This window comes from Mycobacterium sp. UM_Kg1, assembly GCF_000972925.1.
Lineage (GTDB): Bacteria > Actinomycetota > Actinomycetes > Mycobacteriales > Mycobacteriaceae > Mycobacterium > Mycobacterium hiberniae.
The window spans coordinates 10,423-29,201 of record NZ_JRMK01000044.1; the positions used below are offsets into that span (position 1 = coordinate 10,423).

Annotated in this window: 9 protein-coding genes; all 9 read right to left on the bottom strand. The window is 72.3% G+C overall.

Annotated features, from left to right (window positions below):
* Positions 1 to 6: 6 nt before the first annotated feature.
* Positions 7 to 237 (bottom strand): MbtH family protein, encoded by a 231-nt coding sequence (locus tag LI92_RS09235; RefSeq protein ID WP_046318269.1) that lies wholly within the window; start codon positions 235 to 237, stop codon positions 7 to 9.
* A complete protein-coding gene (mbtG, locus tag LI92_RS09240; RefSeq protein WP_046318270.1) occupies positions 234 to 1,511 on the bottom strand; it encodes an NADPH-dependent L-lysine N(6)-monooxygenase MbtG in 1,278 nt (425 codons plus the stop codon). The genes LI92_RS09235 and mbtG overlap by 4 nt, the downstream gene beginning before the upstream one ends.
* A complete protein-coding gene (locus LI92_RS09245) occupies positions 1,508 to 5,908 on the bottom strand; it encodes a non-ribosomal peptide synthetase (protein WP_046318271.1) in 4,401 nt (1,466 codons plus the stop codon). The genes mbtG and LI92_RS09245 overlap by 4 nt, the downstream gene beginning before the upstream one ends.
* A complete protein-coding gene (locus LI92_RS09250) occupies positions 5,905 to 12,504 on the bottom strand; it encodes a non-ribosomal peptide synthetase (protein ID WP_046318272.1) in 6,600 nt (2,199 codons plus the stop codon). Before LI92_RS09250 ends, LI92_RS09245 begins: the two co-directional genes overlap by 4 nt.
* Positions 12,497 to 15,457: an SDR family NAD(P)-dependent oxidoreductase gene (locus LI92_RS09255; RefSeq protein WP_046318273.1), complete on the bottom strand. Its 2,961-nt coding sequence runs from the start codon at positions 15,455 to 15,457 to the stop codon at positions 12,497 to 12,499. The genes LI92_RS09250 and LI92_RS09255 overlap by 8 nt, the downstream gene beginning before the upstream one ends.
* On the bottom strand, positions 15,451 to 16,773 hold the full coding sequence (locus LI92_RS09260; RefSeq protein WP_046318274.1) for a beta-ketoacyl [acyl carrier protein] synthase domain-containing protein: 1,323 nt from the start codon (positions 16,771 to 16,773) through the stop codon (positions 15,451 to 15,453). The genes LI92_RS09255 and LI92_RS09260 overlap by 7 nt, the downstream gene beginning before the upstream one ends.
* Complete coding sequence (locus tag LI92_RS09265) at positions 16,766 to 17,506, bottom strand: thioesterase II family protein (protein ID WP_046318275.1); 741 nt, start codon at positions 17,504 to 17,506, stop codon at positions 16,766 to 16,768. The genes LI92_RS09260 and LI92_RS09265 overlap by 8 nt, the downstream gene beginning before the upstream one ends.
* 158 nt (positions 17,507 to 17,664) lie before the next feature.
* Positions 17,665 to 18,351 carry a cutinase family protein gene (locus LI92_RS09270; protein ID WP_152665404.1) on the bottom strand — a complete coding sequence of 229 codons (687 nt, stop codon included), beginning with the start codon at positions 18,349 to 18,351 and terminating at the stop codon, positions 17,665 to 17,667.
* Positions 18,352 to 18,397: 46 nt separating this feature from the next.
* Positions 18,398 to 18,779, bottom strand: a 382-nt coding sequence (locus tag LI92_RS09275) for a phosphopantetheine-binding protein (protein ID WP_046318276.1), incomplete at its 5' end; no start/stop codon positions are given.

The window sequence follows — 18,779 nt, forward strand, 5'->3', positions numbered from 1 at the left end:
GGGCCGCTACCCCCGTTCGGCCGCCATGGCGTCGCGCAGGCTCTGGGGCCGCAGGTCGGTCCAGTTCTGTTCGACGTAGTCCAGGCAGGCCGCCCGGTCTGCGCCCTGCTCGCCCCCGTAGACCACCTGCCACCCCGCGGGCACGTCGGCGAAAACCGGCCACAGGCTGTACTGCTGCTCGTCGTTGACCAGCACGTAGAAGCTGCCGTTCTCGTCGTCAAAGGGATTGGTGCTCATCGGATCTCCTCGATAGGGGCGGGGGAACAGGCTGGCGCGACGGCCAGGTGGGCGCCGAGCACCCGGTCGGAGAGCAGCCCCAGGCAGCTCAAGTTCGGGAAACCGGGACCTTGGGTCAGGCCGGCCAGATTGGGCAGGAAGAGCTTGGGCGTGACGTCGCGCACGGCCAGGTCGTGCCCGATCGCCTCGGCCAGCCGGTCACCGGAAAGCGGCCCGCCCAGCCCCAATTCGAGCAGGTCCAGGGTGTCTTGGCCGAACAGCGACACGAACCACAGCGGGTCGGCGCCGCTGCCGTCGATGACCAGGTCGAAACCGTGCACGGTCTCGAAGTTCTCTCCCCCGCGGTTGGTGCTCAGCGTCAGCCGGATCCGGCCGTCGCGGGCCACCGCGTGCGCCACCCGGCCCCGGAGGTGGCGGATGCGGTCGTCTGCCAGCAACGCCTCCTGCACCCGCGCGGAGAACACCCCGCGGTCGGTGCGCGCCAGCGCGTCCCGCCGCTCGGCCAGCGTCAGTGCGGTCCAGTCGATGGGGTCGGAGAACAGGGTGTTCTCGAAGAAGCTCTCGCCCCGGGTGAACAGGGTCACCTGCGGGGAGATCACCGTGATCGTCGAGACCCGGTGGCGGAACAGCTCGTTGAGCATCGACGCGGCCGTCTCGCCGCCGCCGATCACCGCGACCCGCTCGGCGCTGATCCGGTCCGCCGCGGCCCGGTGCCAGAACTGAGCGATGGACAGCACCAGCGGGTTGCCGGGCAGAATCGACTTCTCGGCCTGACCGGGTCCGGTGATCATCACCGCATCGGCGGCGACCTCGGCCTCCCGGGTGTGCAGCACCCAGCCGGCGCCGTGGACCCCGAGCCGTTCCACCTCGCCCGGGACGACCTTCAGCCGCACCGCATCGGCCACCCAGCGCAGGTACTGGCTCCACCGCAGGTGGGTGGGGGCCGGCCGGCCCCGGTCCACCCATTCGGCGAACTGTCCGGTGGCGATCAGGTAGGACTGCCAGCTGTAGCGGGTCATCCGGTCGTCGAGTTCGGCGTTGCGGCCCGCCACCAGGGCCGAGCGGTACGGGAACCCGACGTCCTTCTCCGGGCTGGTGCCCAGCCGGTGCGCGCCGTCCGTCCAGCCGCCGGAGGCACGCCAGTTGGCGGCGACTTCGGTGCGCTCGACGGCAATCACCTCCGGTGCGGCGACTCCCATGTCCCGCAGGACCGCGGCCTTGGCGGCCACCGCGACGGCTTTGGCCCCCGCACCGACCACGGCAAGTGTGCTCATCGCAGTTCCTCCACCAGTTCGGCGAGACTGTCGGCGAACAGCCCTTGCAGTTGCGCGATCTCGGAATCGTCGAGGATATCGGGAAGCGTGCGCCACTGGGTCATCAGCGTCGGCCCGGCCCCCAGATCGGCCACCGCGGCGAAGATGCTCAGTTCGTGCCGCACGGCCTGGCCCGGTTCGGGGACCGACGGCAGGCCGGCGATCAGATCCGGCGCCAAGGCGGGCCCACCGCCGGCACGATCGACGCGACCCAGGTAGTTCAACAGCAACTGCGGCCCCGGGTAGGCCGCCAGCCACTCAGCGGTGTCGGCCCGCAGGTAGGCCAGCAGCCCGTAGTCGATTCCCCCGCCCGGGATGTCGGCCAGCGCGCGCGCCACCCCGGCCGGGTCGGGGTGGGCGATCCGCAGCGGGTAGATCACCGACAGCAGACCGGCGATGTCGGTGGTGTCCACCCCGGTCACCACATCCTCGGCGCGCCCGTGGGTCTCCACGGCCAGCAGCGGTGGCGCGTCGGCCTGCCCGCGGCGGGCCCGCCAGGCCCCGACCGCGCGCGCGGTCGCCGCCACCAGCAGGTTGTGCATCGGTTCCGGTGCGGCCAGCAGCGCGGCGGTGATCGCCGGATCGGCCACGGCCACCGACACCGCGAGGTCACCGGCGCGATCGCGCTGCGGGTCGACCCGCCGGGCGCCCAGGTCCGGATCGTCGCCGGCCAGCTGGGCGGCCCAGTAGTCGACCGTGTCCAAAGTCTGGGCGCGCTGCGCCAGCGCCGCCGCCCAGCGCCGGTAGCCGCTGCGCTCGGGCAACGGCTCCGCCCCGGCCAGCGCGGCGTGCAGTTCGCCGAGCACCACCTGCCACGACACCGGGTCCAGGGCCAGCACGTGCCCGGCCAGCACCAGCACGCCCGCCCCGCCGGGCGGGCGCAGCCACACCGCGCCCAGCATGACGCCGGCCTCGGGGTCCAGGCGTTCCAACAACCGGGCGCCGTGCTCGGTGACCACGGCCAGATCGGCGGCCTCGACGGCGATCTCGGTGAGGACGTCGGCGGGCTCGCCGGGGTACAGCGTCAGCTCGACCGGTTCGAGGCGGGCGTGCAACACCGGGTGCGCGGCGATGATCGCGGCCAATGCCGCCCGCAGCCGCTCGGGCTCGGTGCCCTCGGGCAGCCGGACCGCCTCGACCTGTCCCAGCCGGCGCGGGCTGCCGTACTGGTAGAGCCAACGGCCGGCCGGCAACAAAGGAATCGGCGCGTCCTCGGCGATGCCGCCGGGCTGGTCCGCCGCTGCTTGGGCTTCGGCCACCTCGCTGTCCACCGCGGCGGCCAGGTCGCGGATCGTGTGGCAACTCAGCACGGTCCGAGGGCGCAGGGGCAGTCCGCGGCGGCGGGCCGCCCGCACCAACGACAGGGCGACGATGCTGTCCAAGCCCAGCTCCCGCAGGTCGGCCTCGACACCTGCCGCATCCCCGGCACTGCCGAACACCTCGGCGAGTACCTCCGCCAAAACCCGTTCGGTGTCGGTTTCTGCCTGCGCCGCGCCGCCGGTCCCGAAACCGGCATGGGCCAGCAGCTCCAGCAGCGTGTCGGTGTCCAGTTTGCCGTTGGCGGTCAACGGCATCGAATCCACGACGGTGATCCGGGCCGGAATCAGGTAGGCCGGCAGCCGGGCACCGATCTCGGTGCGGATCCGCGCGGAGTCGGCCTGTGCCCCAGTGACGAAACCGGCCAGCTGGGTTCCGGCCGGGCCCCGCACCGGCAGTACCGCCGCGGCGGTCACGCCGGTGGCCGCGGCCAGCGCCGCCTCAACTTCGGCGATCTCGACCCGGTAGCCGCGCACTTTGACCTGGTCGTCGGCGCGCCCGAGGTAGACCAGGCGGCCGTCGGGGCGGCGCCGGACCAGGTCGCCCGTGCGGTACATCCGGCTGCCGTTGCGGAACGGGTCGGCCACATAGCGGCTCGCGGTCGCCCCGGCGCGGCCCAGATAGCCCCGGGTGACCTGCGCGCCGGCCAGGTACAGCTCGCCGGCCACGCCGTCAGGCACCTCCCGCAGCCCGGAGTCCAGCACGTGGGCGCTCATGCCGCGCACCGCTTCGCCGATCACCGGCACCTCGGTGTCGGCGACGTCGGCCACCACGGCTTCCACCGTGGTCTCGGTGGGCCCGTAGCAGTTGTGCACCGCCGTCGCGGGCGCCGCGCGCAGTCGCGCCCAGGTGTGCGGGGCGATCGCCTCGCCGCCGAGGGCCAGCACGGTGAGGCGGTGCTCGGATTCGTCGTCGAGCAGGCCGGCGTCGAACAGCTGGGTGAACATCGACGGCGACGTGTCGATCATGTCCAGCCGGTGGGTGCGGATCCCGTCGATGATCGCCTCGGCGTCCCGCATCTGCTCAGCGGAGAACAGGTGCACGCTCTGGCCGCCCAGCAACCCGACCAGCGGTTGCCAGCTCGCGTCGAAGCTCAGCGACCAGGCGTGCGCCACCCGCAGCGGCCGGCCCAGGCGCGCGACCGCGGGCGCATACATGCGCTGCTGGTGGTCGGCGAAGTAGGACGCCAGCGCGCGGTGGGTGCCGACCACACCCTTGGGCTCCCCGGTGGATCCGGAGGTGAAGATCACGTAGGCCGCCGAGTCGGGGTGGATCGCCGCCGGCACCGGGCGCGCCGCGACTCCCGGTGAACGCAGCTGCGCCAGCTCGTCGGCGGTCAGCACGATTCTCGGATCAGACTGCCGCAGAATCGATTCGATGCGCGCCGGGGGAAGGCTGATGTCCACCGGAACGTAGGCCGCCCCGGCCTGCAGCACCGCCAGGATCGCGATGACCGAGTCCAGCGAGCGAGGCAGCGCGATCGCCACCCGATCCTCGGGGCCGATTCCGCGACCGGCCAAAGCGCGCGCCAGCACGCCGGATTCGGCCGCCAGTTCGGCGTAGGTCAGGCTGCGATCCTCGTCGGTGAGGGCGGTGTTGTCCGGGTCCGCGGCGGCCGCCGCGGCGAACAGTGCGGGCACCGAGGACTGTTCCGCCGGCACCGGATCGACCAGGCGGGACCGTTCGGCGGGCAGCAGCACATCCAGGTCGGCGACGCGGAACCGTGCCGGGTCGGCCAGCTGACGCAGCACCTGCAGCAGACGCTGGCCCAGGTCGGGGATCGACAGCTCCCCCAGTGCCTCGGGAACGGCCTCGAGCAGCACGCTCAGCCGCCCGTCGCGGGGCGGGTAGCTGACCAGGGTCAGCGGATAGTGGGTGAGGCTTTCCACGGTGACCGGGATGAAGCGCACCCCGTCGGGTGTGGTGACCCCGGCCGACGCCGAGCCGATCGGCGCGTTCTCGAACACCAGCAGCGTGTCGAACACCGCGTTGGCGCTGGCCCGCTGCACAGTCGACAGGCTCAGGTAACCGAGGTCGCGCATGGCGGCGGTATCGCGCTGCAGCGCTTGGCAGGTGGCGATCACCGGGGCGCGTGGCGGCGTCGAGACGGCCACCGGGACGGTGTTGATGAACAGGCCGACCATGGTCTCGACACCGGTGAGTTGCTGGGGGCGGCCCGAGACCACCGATCCGAACGCCACGTCCGTGCGGTCGGTGAGCCGGCCGAGCACCACCGCCCAGGCGAACTGCAGCACCGTGTTCAGGGTCAGTCCGTGCCGCCGCGCCCACTCGGTCAGGCGGGCGGTGGCATCGTCGTCCAGGCTGACCTGATGGGTCTGCGGGGCGGCGCCGCCCATCGCGGCCCGCCCGCCGGCCAACATGGTCGGGGCGCTCAGCGGGGCCAGGTACTCACGCCAGCGCTGCGCCGCGGCGTCGGTGTCCTGGCCGGCCAGCCAGCCGATGTAATCGCGGTAGGGGCGCGGCGGTGGCAGCGGATCGGTGCCCCCGGCCCGGTAGACGGCCACCATTTCGTCGAAGAACACCGCCATCGACCACCCGTCGAGCAGCAGGTGGTGCACGGTGAGGATCAGCCGGTGCTGCTCCGGGGCGGACCGGGCCAGCACGAAGCGCAGCAGCGGGCCGCGGGCCAGATCGAAGTTGGCGGTCCGCTCGGCTCGGGCGATCTCATCGAACTCACTTGGTGCCGAATCGATCTCACGCCACGGCAGCTTCACTTTCGCCGGAATGATCTGCACCGGGTGCGGCAGGTCGACATCCCAGAACGAGGCCCGCAGGTTGGCATGCCGGGCCAGCATGGTCTGCGCGCTGCGGCGCAACAGCGCGGCGTCGACCGGCCCGGCGATATCGATGACGAACTGCACGGTGTAGATGTCCAGCCCGTCGCCGGTGCCGGTTGCGGCTCCGTCATCGGTGGCGAGTTTGGCCAGCGAGAACAGTCCCTGCTGCAGCGGGGACAGTGCCAGCACGTCCTCGATGGCCGCCGCGGACGCGGTGTCGCGCTGTGCGGTCGACTCGGTCACGGCGAATCACCCCAGGCCGCAGTCAGATCGGCCAGCGCGTCGCTGCTCAGACCCGAAACGCTCATCGGCGCGAATGCCGTGTCGACGGGGTCGGCGGCGCCACCGGCGACGGCCTGAGCGTCGATCGCGGCGGCCAGCGCGGCGAACGTCGGGTGCTCGAAGATCATCCGCGGGTCCAGGTCCAATCCCGCCGCACGGGCCCGGGCGGCCAGCTGCACCGAAAGGATGCTGTCGCCGCCGAGTTCGAAGAAGCCGTCGCTGCGCCCGATTGCGGTGACGCCGAGCAGCTCGGCGCAGATACCGACCAGCGTCTTCTCGGTGGCGGTGACCGGTGGGTCCGATTCCCCGCGGGTGGCCACCGCCGGCTGCGGCAGGGCGGGCCGGTTCAGCTTTCCGGAATCGGTGAGCGGCATGGCTTCGAGCACCGTCAGCGAGGACGGGACCATGTAGCCGGGCAGTGTCGCGGCCACCGCCGCGCGCACCGCGGCGATGAACTCCGCCGTGTCGGCCACCGGGCCGGCGGGCACCAGATAACCGGCCAGTGTGGTGACACCGTGCTGTTCCCAGGTGCGGGCGGCAGCCGCCGCCACCCCGGGTGCGCCGCGCAGGGCGGCCTCCACCTCGGCCAGCTCCACCCGGAAGCCGCGCACTTTGACCTGGTGGTCGGTGCGGCCGACGAACTCGAGCACTCCGTCGGCGGTCCAGCGTGCCCGGTCCCCGCTGCGGTAGAGCCGGTCGCCCGGCACCGCGGAGAAGGGATTGGCGACGAAACGTGTCGCGGTCAGCCCCGGCCGCTTCCAGTACCCGCGAACGATCTGCGGGCCCGCGTAGTACACCTCGCCGACCACGCCGGGGGGCACCGGTTGCAGTGCGTCGTCGAGCACATAGGCCTGCGATCCCGGCGTGGGACGGCCCAGTTTCGGAGTGGGCGGCTCCAATGCGCCGCGCACCGCCGCACCGGAGGTCTCGGTGGCGCCGAAGTTGTTGAGCAGCTGGGCATTGCCGTCGAGCGCCGTGCCGAGCCGGGCCAGCAGGTCCGCCGAGACGGGCTCGCCGCTGCATACCAGTCGGCGCAGGCCACGCAGGGCGCCGTTCTGATGCGGCGGTCCCAGCTTCGGCTCTCCGTCGTCGAGCCTCGCTGAACCGCCGGGTGCCGAATCGGCCAGCACCGAGATCAGGCTTGCCACCGCGGTCACCTGGGCAACCCGCTCATCGACGATCAACCGGGCCAGCGCTTCGGGATCACGGAACTGGTGGTCGTCGGCCAATATCAGGGTTGCCCCGGCGGCCAGCCCGGCCAGCATCTCCATGCCGCCCTCTAGGAACGTCATCGAGGACTGGGCCAGCCGGATGTCCTCGCCGGCCACCGGGTAGTGGGCGATCTGCCAGTTCAGCCGCGCACTCATCGAACGGTGGGTGCCCAGCACGCCTTTGGGCACGCCGGTCGAGCCGGAGGTGAACACCAGATACATCGGGTCGTCGGGATGCGGCACCGGAAGCGGCAGTCCGGCAAGGTCTTCGGCCAGCTCGTCCTGCACGTGCGGATCGTCCAGGCACAGCAGCGTCACGCCGTCGGGTGCCGGAATCGCAGCCCGGGTATCAGTGCTGACCAGAATCACCTTGGCTCCGCCGTCGGCGAAGACGTCCTCGATCATGAACTCGAGGCGCTGGGCGGGGTAGCTCGGATCCAGGGGGAAGTAGCCGGCGCCGGCCTTCATGATGCCGACCAGTGCGACGGGCAGATCCACGTCACGACGCACCGACAGTCCCACCAGGGTGCCGGGCTGCACACCGGCGGCGATCAGCAGCTCGGCGAGCCGGTCGGAGCGGTGATGCAGCTGCGGGTAGCTGAGTTCGGTTCCGGCGCAGCGCACCGCGACACCGTCGAACCCACGGCTGGCGGCCAGCACGTCGGCGATGGTGCGCGGGTCGTCTGCGGGAACCTCGGCACCCCGGCTGCGTGCCAGGATCTGACGGCGTTGCTCGTCGTCGAGAAGGCTGATGTCGCGCAGCGTTGCCTGCGGGTCGGCCGCCATCGTCGCCAGGACCCGGCCCAGCCAGTCGGCCAGGCGCACCACCGTGGCGCGCTCGTAGAGATCGGTGCGGTAGATCAGGTGCCCGTCGTAACCGTCGGCGGCGGTGAACAGGTTCACCGACAAGTCGGCGTGGGCGACGTCGAATGTCGGCATCACGGTGCGGAACACCAGATCGCCGTCGGGCCCGGTGGCCACGGTGTGGGTGACCTCGGCGGCTTCGCGGACGTGGACCACCACCTGGAACAGCGGGTTGCGCGACAACGTCCGGACCGGGTTGAGCGCCTCCACCAGCCGATCGAACGGCAGGTCGGCGTGCGCGTAGGCGCCCAGCGCGGCCTCCCTTGCGCGAGTCACCACCTCGCGCAGCGTCGGGTTGCCCGACAGCCGGTTGCGCAGCACCACGATGTTGACGAAGAACCCGACCAGGTTGTCCAGTGCGTTGTCGGTGCGCCCGGCCAGCGGCACGCCCAGCGGGATGTCGTCGCCGCTGCCGGCCAGATGCAGCAGGACCGCGACCGCGGCCTGCACCACCATGAATTCGGTGGCGCCCGTCTCGCGGGCCAGGGCCGCCAGCCCCGCGCGCACCTGCGGGGAGACGCTGAACGCCACGGAGTCCCCGGAGCCGCTGGCGGTGGCGGGACGGGGGAAGTCCGGCCGCGGCCCGGTGTCGTCGGCCAGGCCGGCCAGTTGCTCGATCCAGTAGCGGCGTTGCTCGTCGATCAGCCCGGACTCGTCGCGCAGCAGTTCGCCCTGCCAGTGCGCGAAGTCCGCGTACTGCAGCGCCGGCGCCTCCCAGGCCGGCGCGGCGCCGGCGGCCCGGGCCCGGTAGGCGATCAGCAGGTCGGTGAAGAGCACCTCGACCGACCAGTGGTCGGCGGCGATGTGGTGCACCACCAGCGACAGCACCCGTTCGTCGCCGGGCAGGTGCAGCAGCGCCGCCCGGATCGGCCAGTCCCGCTCCAGGACGAACGCGCCGCCGCGCTGCTCGTCCAGCCGGGCACCGGTCCACGCCGCGACGGCGTCGGGATCGGTGTGCGGGCAGTGCAGTTCGGTCACCGGAACCGGCGCGGCGGCATTGATGACCTGATACGGCAGGCCGTCGATCTCGCGGAAAGTGGTGCGCAGGCTGCCGTGGCGGGCCACCACATCCCCGAGCGCGGCGATCAGCGCGGCGGTGTCGCACGGGCCGGTGAGCCGGGCCGACAGCGGGATGTTGTCGGTGGCGGCGCTCGGGTCCAGCCGGTAGGCGAACCAGGTGCGCAGCTGCGCCGCCGACACCGGGACGTTGTCCGGCCGCGGCACGGCGACCAGCGCCGGGCGCCGGGCCGCGCTCTGGCCGTCCTGCCCAGCAGCCGGCGCCGCGTCGATCACGGCGGCCAAGCGCGCCACTGTACCGGCTTCGAAGATCTCCCGGATGCCGATCTCCACCTCACAGCGGGCGCGGATCGCCGCGACCAGTTTGGTGGCCAGCAGCGAGTGGCCGCCCAGGTCGAAGAAGGAGTCGTCGGCGCCCACCTGCTCGCGGGAGAGCAACTCGGCGAACAGCTGCGCCACCAGGTGTTCGGTGGCGGTCTCGGGTTCCCGGTACGGCGTGCTCTCGATCGGCTGCGGATCCGGCAGCGCGGCGCGATCGATCTTGCCGTGCGCGGTGATCGGGATGTCGTCGACCACCACATAGGCCGCCGGCGCCATGTATTCCGGCAGTGCCGCGGCCACCCGCGCCCGGATCCGGGGTATGTCGACGGAGTCCGCGTCCGATCCCGCCGGGGTCACGTAGGCGACCAGGCTGCGGCCCAGACCGGGCAGGTCCGACACCACCACGACGCACTGGCCGACGCTGGGATCGACCGAAACGGCCGCGGCGACCTCGCCGAGCTCGATCCGGAAGCCGCGGACTTTGACCTGGTCGTCGGCGCGGCCGATGAACTCCAGGTCGCCGTCGACGTTACGGCGCGCCAGGTCGCCGGTGCGGTAGAGCCGCTGCCCGGGGGTCCACGGGTCGGCCACGAAACGCTCAGCGGTCAGACCCGGGCGATCGAAGTAGCCGCGGGCCACATGGGTTCCGCCGATGTAGATCTCGCCGATCACCCCGACCGGCACCGGCTGCAGGGCGTCGTCGAGCAGCCACATGGTGGTGTTGATGTTGGGTTTGCCGATGGGCACCACCCGGTTGCCCTGCGGGCCCTCCACCTTGTGGCGCGAGGAGTTGACCACGGTCTCGGTGGGGCCGTAGAAGTTGTGCAGCAGCGCATCGAATGTGGCGTGGAACTTGTCCGCGAGTTCACCGGGAAGCGGCTCGCCGCCGATCGGAATACGGCGCAGCGTGCGCCACTGGTTGACCCCGGGCAACGACAGGAACAGGCCCAGCAGGGACGGCACGAAGTGCATCGCGGTGACGCCTTCGCGCTGCAGCAGGTCGGTCAGGTAGCCGATGTCGCGCAGCCCGTCGGGGCGCGGGATCACCAGGCGGGCACCGTTTCCCAGGGTTCCGAACAGTTCACCGATCGATACGTCGAAGCTCGGTGAGGCGACCTGCAGCAGGACGTCGGTGTCATCGATGCCGTACTCCTGGCCGAACCAGAGCAGGTACTCGGTGATCGGAGCATGCGATACCTCGACCCCCTTGGGCAGCCCGGTCGAACCGGAGGTGTAGATCAGGTAGGCCAGGTTCTCCGGACGCAGTGGACGCACGCGGTCGGCGTCGGTGGGGTCGGTGTCGCGCCGCCCGGCCACCTCCTCGGCGCTCAGCGGTTCGGCCAGGACCATCGACGGCTTGGCGTCGCTGAGGATGAACTCGATGCGGTCGGCCGGGTATTCCGGATCCACCGGAACGTAGGCGGCACCGGATTTGGCGATGCCCAGGGCGGTGACCACCAGGTCCACCGAGCGGCCGAACAGCACCGCGACCTTGTCCTCGGTACCGACACCGGCCGCGATCAGGTGATGCGCGATCCGGTTGGCGCGCGCGTTGATCTCGGCGTAGCTGTACGTGCCGTGGTCGTCGACGACGGCGATGGCATGCGGGCTGGCGGCGGCGCGCTCGGCCACCAGACAACCCAGCGTGGCCGGTGCGTCGGCCGACGGGGCGAAATCCGGTCCGCGGGAGACCTCGTCCAACCACGCCCGGTCCTGGTCGCCGAGCATGTCGAGTTCGGCGACCGCCGTCTGCGGGCTCGCCACCGCCGCGGTCAGCAGTTGCACCAGGTGGCGCAGCATCTGGTCGACCAGCGCCTCGTCGAGGACGTCGTGCAGGTACTCGGCTTCGATCAGCGCGCCGGCATCGTGGGAGCCACCGGCCTCCACCATGATTCCCAGCGGCAGCTGCGCGATCTTGCCCCGGTAATCGGCACGCGCGCAGGTAATCCCGTCGGGGGTGAAGCCGTCTCCGTGGCTGGTGCGGAAACCGAAGCTGAGCCGGGTGAGCCGTTCCACTCCCCCGTGCCGGCGGTCCGGGTTGAGCTCGCGCACCACCCGGTCGAGATTGATGCCCTGGTGGGCGAACGCCCCGATTGCGGCGTCGCGGGTGCGGGTCACCAGGTCGGCGAAGCTGTCGGCGGCGCTGACGCGGGCACGCAGCACCACCGTGTTGCCGAAGTAGCCGATGACACCCTCGGTGCCGGCGGTGCGGTTGAGCACCGGGGAGGCGATGAGGAAGTCATCGGTGGCGGTATAGCGGTGGATGAGCGCCGACAGCGCCGCCGCGATCACCATGTAGGGGGTGGCTCCGGCGCTGCGGCCCAGCTCGGCGACCCCGGCCATCAGCTCGGGAGGCAGTGCGCGGGTGCACAATCCGGCACGCAGGGTGCGGGGCACCGCCGAGCCGTGCGGGCCGGGCAGCTCCAGCGGGTCCGGCGGCTCGGCCAGCAGGCTGCGCCAGTACTGCAGGTCCGCACCGTGGTCGGAGCCCGCCGGTGCGACCGGCCCAGCCACCGGCGGGCGGGCGGCGTAGCCCGCCGGGTCGTCGTAGGCGGCGGTGAGGTCGGTGAAGAAGACGGCCCAGGAGTCGTCGTCCCAGGCGATGTGGTGCGCCACCAGCAGCAGGATGTGCTCTTGCGGGGCCACCCGAACCAGGGTGAGCCGAAGCGGCGCTTGGCTTTCCAGCCGGAACGGGGTGCCGAACTCACGCTGGGCCAGCACTTCGAGCCGCAGCGCGCGGGCCTGTTCGGCCAGATCGGACAGGTCGTGGGCGGCAAAGCCCGGTGTCACCTCGGCGAGCACCGCGCGCGGTTCGCCGGCGTCGTCGACGGCATAGACGGTGCGCAGCACCGGGTGGCGCTCGGCGACGGCGGCCAGCGCGGCCTCGAGCAGGGTGGGGTCCAGCGGGCCGGTGAGGCGGTAGGAGACCGAGATGTTGGCCACCGTGCCGTCGGGGTCCAGCGCCTGCACGAACCACATCCGGCGTTGTCCGTCGCTCATCGCCGGCGGCCCGGTCAGTTCGTCCGGGCCGGCAGCCGGCGCGGACTCCGGGGCGGGAGCGGCCAGCCCGCGTTCGGCGAGCCGGCGCCGCAGCAGTTCCAGCCGCAGGTCCTCGGTCGTCGCCTGGTCGACGGCGTCAGTCATGGGTGAATACGGTCCTTTCGGTAGCCGCGGCCGGCGCCGCGTCGTCGCGCAGCGCCGCCGTGAGCTGGGCTCCGGTCATCCCGGCCAGCAATGGGCCCAGTGCCACCCGTCGACCGGTGGCCCGGCCCAGGCGTTTGCGCAGGTCCAGCGCGAGCAGTGAATCCAGGCCGAGGTCGACCAGGGCCCGGTGCATGTCGATGTCGTCGGGGCTTTCCAGGCCGAGCACGCCCACCAGTTCCTCGGCCACCACCGCACCGATCGGGCGTTCGGTGCCGGGATCGGCCGGAGTGGGCGTCAGCGTTGCCTCGAACGGGCAGGGCACGCCCTGACTGTCGAAGAAGACGGCGAGGCGGTCGAAGTCGGCGGCCAGGATCACCGGGTCGGCGGGCGTGGCCAGCAGTCCCGCGATGATCGCGGCCTCCGGTGCCATCGGGGTCAGGCCGGTCCGGGCGATCCGGTCCCGCTCCTGGCCGCTCACCACGGCCACGCTGCGCCACAGTCCCCACCGGATGGAGCTGGCAGCCAGGCCCTGCGCGCGCAGCCGGCCCACCAGGGCGTCGGCCATCCGGTTGGCCGCCGCGTAGGGGCCGTGTCCCGATCCGCCCCACAGCGCCAGCACCGACGAGCAGACCAGCACCCGCGCGTCGGGACGCAGCGGCCAGTGCCGTACCAGATTGTCCAAGCCGATCACCTTGGCGCCGAGGGCATCTCGAACCGACTGCTCGGTGACCTGCGACGTGGCGACGGCTTCGGCCGATGCCGTATGGACCAGCAGCCCAGCCGGCCCGGGCCGATACTGCGCGATCAGCGCCGCCACTGCGGCGTCGTCGGTGATGTCGCAACGGATCGCGGTGATGGTCGCGCCGGTGCGCGCGCGCAGCGACTCCAGCTGCGCCGCGGTGGCGGCATCGCCGGCGCCGCTGCGGCTGAGCAGCACGATCTCGCGGGCGCCGTTTTCGGCGCAGTACGCCGCATAGGCCATTCCGATGGCGCCGGTGCCGCCGCTGATCACCACGCGCTCCGCGACCGCGGGAAGCGTTGCCGGCGTCGCCGACTCGGTGAGGCGGCGCCGGGCGAGATCTCCGGCGCGCACCGCGACCTCGGTGTCGGGCAGCCACAGCGCGGCGGCGGCGGCCCGCAGATCGGCGGCGGTGGGCGCCGCCGGCAGATCCAGGTGCGCGAAGGTGTGGTCGGGATAGTCGAATCCGGTGCTGCGGTGCAGCGCGGCCAGCGCTGCGCTGCCCGGGTGCAGCGGTGGATCACCGTCGAGGTGTTCGGCGCCGCGGGTCAGCAGCCACACCCGGCGGCAGTTCGGTCCCGGCCGCACCGCGCTCTGTTGCGCTGCGTCTGCGGCGAACCCGGCGGCGGCGCCGCCGATGTCGGCCGCATCGGCGAGCGGGGCCACCAGCAGCAGGAATTCGGCGTCGGCCTGGTCGCACAGTCGGGCGCCGACGTCGTCCAGCGCCGAGACCACCCGGGCGGTCAGCTCCGGGGACTGCCCGGTGTAGTCGACGACCGCCACCGGGGTGGGCCGCCGTGGCGGCTCGGCGGCGGGCAGCCAGCGTTCGGCCATGACCACCGGGCCGCGACGGTGCGCCGAGGGCATTTCGACACCGGCCCACAGTCGGGTGGTGTGCATCGGTGCGTGCGGAAAGTTCCGCAGCAGCGCAGGCGGTTCCGGCGGGGGGAAGTCCCGCCAGCGGTAACCCGGGTCGGCGATCGCCGCCGCGGCGATGTTGGCGGCCAGGGCCTCGCCCGCGGGCCGGTCGCGGTCGGTGCTGCCGAGCACCCGGGCCGCCCCGACGGAGTCGCCGAGAGCCACCAGCAGGGTCGGGTGGGCCGACATCTCGATAAACGTCGTGACGCCGCGCGCCACCGCGGCGGCGGCGGCCAGATCGAACCGGACCTGGCGGCGCAGGTTGTCGAACCAGTACTGCCCGAACGCGGTACCGGGCGGGATGGGGCCGCCGTACACCGATCCGATGAACTCCACAGGCGTGTTGTGGAACTGCGCGTCGGGAAGCTGCCCGGCCATGCGGCCGGAGAGCGGCTCCAGCGCGCTGGTGTGCGCGGGGTAGCGCACCGGCAGTTCGCGGGCGAAGACCCCGCGCCCCGCGGCGACCTCCAGAATCCGCTGTACCGCCGGCCATTCGCCGGAGACGACCACCGATTCGGGTCCGTTGACCACCGACAGCTCCAGCCAGCCGGGGGTCGCGGCGATCATGTCGGCGGCAGCCGCGGCGTCCAGGGCGAGCATCGCCATGCCATAGCGAACCGGTGCCTGCGCGGCCAGGAGGTCGGTCAGCTGCGCCCGGGCGGCCACCACCGCCACCGCGGCGTCCAGTTCCACCACGCCGGCGGTGTAGGCCGCGGCGAGCTCCCCCAGGCTGTGTCCCACGGTGATGTCGGGCAGCACCCCGAAATGGCGCCAGGTGGCGGCCAGCGCCGCGGCATGGGTGAACTGGGCGGCCTGCACCACGACCGGATCTGAACGGTCTGAGTCATCGGTGCCGCTCAGATAACTCAGCGGCGAGGCGTGACCGGCGCGCAGGAAGGCGTCATGGCAGCGGTCCGCCTCGGCGCGGTAGGCCGCGACGCCGAGCAGTTCGGCTCCCATCCCGGGCCATTGGTTTCCCTGGCCGGGGAAGACGAAGGCGGTGCGGGCGGTCTCGGGCTGGTGCGACCGGGCGACCAGGGGGTGGTCCTCGCCGCGGTAGACGGCGTCGAGGCCGGCGGTGAGTTCGGCTGCGTCGCGGGCCCGCACCACCGCCCGGTAGCGACGCACCGGCCGAGTGGCCCGCAGGGTCTGGGCGACGGCCGCGACCCCGGCGGCGTGGGTGTTGAGCCAGCGCGCCAGCGCGCCGGCCTCGGCGGACACCAGGTCGCGGGCGTGCGCCGAAATCAGCACGGGGATGCGGCCGTCGGGTAGGACGCTGCGGTGGCTGGTCAGCATGGCGCGGCCTCGCAGGCCTGGTCCACCCCGACGATCAGATGCGCGTTGGTGCCGCTCATCCCGAACGCCGAGACCGAGCCGATGCGGCGGCCGTCGCGCGCCGGCCAGACCGTGCTGGTCTCGGCGAGCGTGATGCCGCCGTCCCAGTCGACACCGTCGTGGCGGCCCGCGCCGACGTGCAGGGTGGCCGGGATCGTCTGGTGCTCGGCGGCCAGCAACACCTTGGTCAACCCGAGTGCCCCGGCGGCGGCCTGGGTATGGCCGATGTTGGATTTGACCGAGCCGAGCCGCGGGCCGGCGCCGGCCGGGCTCTGGGCGCCGTAGACGCTGATCAGTGAGCGCAGTTCGACGGGATCGCCGACCCGTGTTCCGGTGCCGTGGCCCTCGATCATCCCGACCTGATCCGGCTGTAGGCCGGCGTCGGCCAGGGTGTCGCGGAACAGCCGCTGCTGGGCCTGCTCGCTGGGGGTCAGCAGGCCGGTGGTGTGGCCGTCCTGGTTGAGCCGGCAGGCGAGGATCTCCCCGTAGATGTGCCGCCGGTCGCGCAGCGCGGCCGATTTCCGTTGCAGCACAAAGATGGCGGCACCTTCGGCCCATACCGTCCCGGTGGCGTCCGCACAGTAGGGCCGGCAGCGTCCGTCGTCGGACAGCGCGTGTTGTTTGGAGAACTCGACGAAAAATCCGGGCGAACCCATCACGCACACGCCACCGGCGAGCGCCATGTCGGCGTCTCCGGCCTGCAGCGCCCGCACGGCCAGGTGCAGCGCCGACAGCGCCGACGAGCACGAGGTGTCGACGGTGATGGCCGGGCCGGCCAGCCCGAGGGTGTAGGCGATGCGCCCGGAGATGACCGACAGCGCGGTGCCCGGCAGCAGGTGGCCGCTGTGCGCACTGAACTGCGCCATGTCCGGGCCGTAGCCGGTGACCGAGGCACCGAGGTAGACGCCGACATCGTGACCGTGCAGTTCGTCGGGATTGATGCCGGCGTCTTCGAGCGCACGCCAGGCCACCCGCAGCGCGACCCGTTGCTGCGGGTCCATCGCGACGGCCTCGCGCGGTGCGATCCCGAAGAACCCGGGATCGAATTCTGCGGCCCCGGAGAGGAATCCGCCCGAGTTGCAGATGGGTTTGAAGCCGTCGCGGTGCGATTCCTCGATGAGTTCGCGCACCGCCCAGCCCCGATCCTCGGGGATGGCGCTCAGCGCCTCGCGGCCCTCGGCCAGCAGTGACCAGTACTGTTCGGCGCTGTCTATGCCGCCGGGAGCCTCGACGCCGAGGCCGGTGATCACGACCGGGTCCTGGCGCCGATCAGTCATCGGCGATGATCCGCTTCGCCAGGGTCTCGATGTGCTCGTAGTGGTAGAAGTGCCCGCCGTCGTAGAGCGACACCGTGCAGGTGCCGGTGGTGTGCGCAGCCCAGCGTTCCAGCAGATCGGGCCGGACCCGGTCGTCGGAGCGGCCCCCCAGCACGGCGATGTCGGCGCCGATGGTGGCTTCGGGCGGGCAGGCGTAGCGGTTGAATGCCAGGTAGTCCGCGCGGACCGGGGTCAACAGCAGGGTGAGGAACTCCTCGTCGGCCAGAATCCGCGGGTCGGTGCCACCCAGTTGGGCCAACTCGGCCCGCAGGTCGGCGTCGCCGGTGGGGACTTTGCGCAGCCCCGCCACCACGCCCGGTGCGGGCGCGGCCGAGGCCCACAATCGCTGAATCTCGATGCCGCGGTCCTCGGCGATCCGGGCGAACTCGAACGCGACGAGCGAGCCCATGCTGTGCCCGAACAGGCGCAGCGGCCCGAGCCGGTGCCAGGGCGCGGCGTCGAAGATGCTGCGGGCCAGCTCCGGCAGGGTTTCGGCGGCCGGCTCCCGGAACCGGTCGGCGCGCGCCGGATACTGCATCACATAGGTGTCGGCACCGGCGGCCAGGGCCAGCGCCAGGGGGCGATAGTTCACCGCCGTGCCGCCGGCGTGCGGGAACACCAGGGTCGCGGGGCCGGGCCCGGGAAAGCGGCCCATCCAGGCCGGAACCTGCGTCGAGACGTCATCGACGGCCATCCGGTCCCCTCGCAAGTATTAGTAAAGGCTGCCCTAATTTTGCTGGCAAGGTTACCTCATCGGAGCCGGGCCGAGCACTCGGGCGGGGTCGGCCGACACCACGCCCGGACTCGCCCCTGTTCAGAGCTTTCCGCCGGCGGCGGTTGCGCCGAGCTGTACTAGGCGCCCAGGCGGCTTGCCACAAAGGCAGCGGCCTGCGCCGGCATCCCCGACTGCTCGTAGGACAGATGCGCCGCGGAGTGCATCTCGTCGGTGGTGGGCAGCGCCAGGGCACCCGGGGTGCAGATCGGATCGCCGTCCGCACACAGATCGATGGCCTTGGCCCCGTACCAGTCGCTGAGCTGGTCGACCCGCCCGCCCAGATACCGGTCGGTCGGGTTCCCGAAGACCGCGACCGCGGCAACGTGCTCGGCCTCCTCCGCCGACAGGGTCGCCGCGTTGAACCCGGCCACCGAGGCCCGCGCGATGGTGACCAGGTCGATGACCATGGCGCCTTGCGAGTAACCCCCGAGCACCAGCTTGGTGGCCGGACAGGCCCCGACCATCGCTGCGATGTGGGCATTGGCATCGCCGGCACCGGCGGACGCCGACGCCGGCCAATCGTCGGTGGCCGGGTAGTTGACCGCATAGCCCCCGAGCGAGCGGCCGCCGGTCTGCGAGCGCAGCGCGTCGACGAACCGCTGCCCCACCCCGCCGACACCCGGTGGCTCACCGGTGCCCCGGGCGAAGGTCACCTCGACGTCCGGGCACTCGGCCGCGGCGGCAGGGGGCCCGGCGATCACGGGCAGCGCCCCCAGGACCATCGCCGCACCCCCGAGCCCGGCGACCCACCGGCGGGTGTTCATGACATCGATGCTGGCACATCGACACGCCGGTCCACCAGACCTGATTTCAGGACCGGGGTCCCCCGGCCAGCGCGTCGGACACCTCTGCCGGATCGAGCCGGGCGACTTCCAGGTAGATCTCGGCGACCGCCTCCAACCGGCCCGGATCGGTCTCGGCGGCGTGGAGGCGCTCGGCCAGCTTGGCCACGGTCCGGGTGGCGAAGATGTCGGCGACCACCGCGCGGGGGGCGTCGAGCCAGGTGCGGATCCGCGACACCGCGGCGGTGGCCAGCACCGAATCCCCGCCCAGGGCGAAGAAATCGTCGTCGGCTCCGACCCGGGTGGCGCCGAGCACCTCGGCGATGATCGCGGCCAGGGCGCGCTGCAGCGGACCGGCCGGCTCGCGGTAGCCGTCGCCGGCGGCCAGCGCCGCGGCCAGTTGCGCCGTC

Coding starts and splice junctions, on each gene's coding strand:
- LI92_RS09270 (WP_152665404.1), bottom strand. CDS start 18,351: ATGAACACCCGCCGGTGGGTCGCCGGGCTCGGGGGTGCGGCGATGGTC.
- LI92_RS09250 (WP_046318272.1), bottom strand. CDS start 12,504: ATGACTGACGCCGTCGACCAGGCGACGACCGAGGACCTGCGGCTGGAA.
- LI92_RS09260 (WP_046318274.1), bottom strand. CDS start 16,773: ATGACTGATCGGCGCCAGGACCCGGTCGTGATCACCGGCCTCGGCGTC.
- LI92_RS09255 (WP_046318273.1), bottom strand. CDS start 15,457: ATGCTGACCAGCCACCGCAGCGTCCTACCCGACGGCCGCATCCCCGTG.
- LI92_RS09265 (WP_046318275.1), bottom strand. CDS start 17,506: ATGGCCGTCGATGACGTCTCGACGCAGGTTCCGGCCTGGATGGGCCGC.
- LI92_RS09235 (WP_046318269.1), bottom strand. CDS start 237: ATGAGCACCAATCCCTTTGACGACGAGAACGGCAGCTTCTACGTGCTG.
- mbtG (WP_046318270.1), bottom strand. CDS start 1,511: ATGAGCACACTTGCCGTGGTCGGTGCGGGGGCCAAAGCCGTCGCGGTG.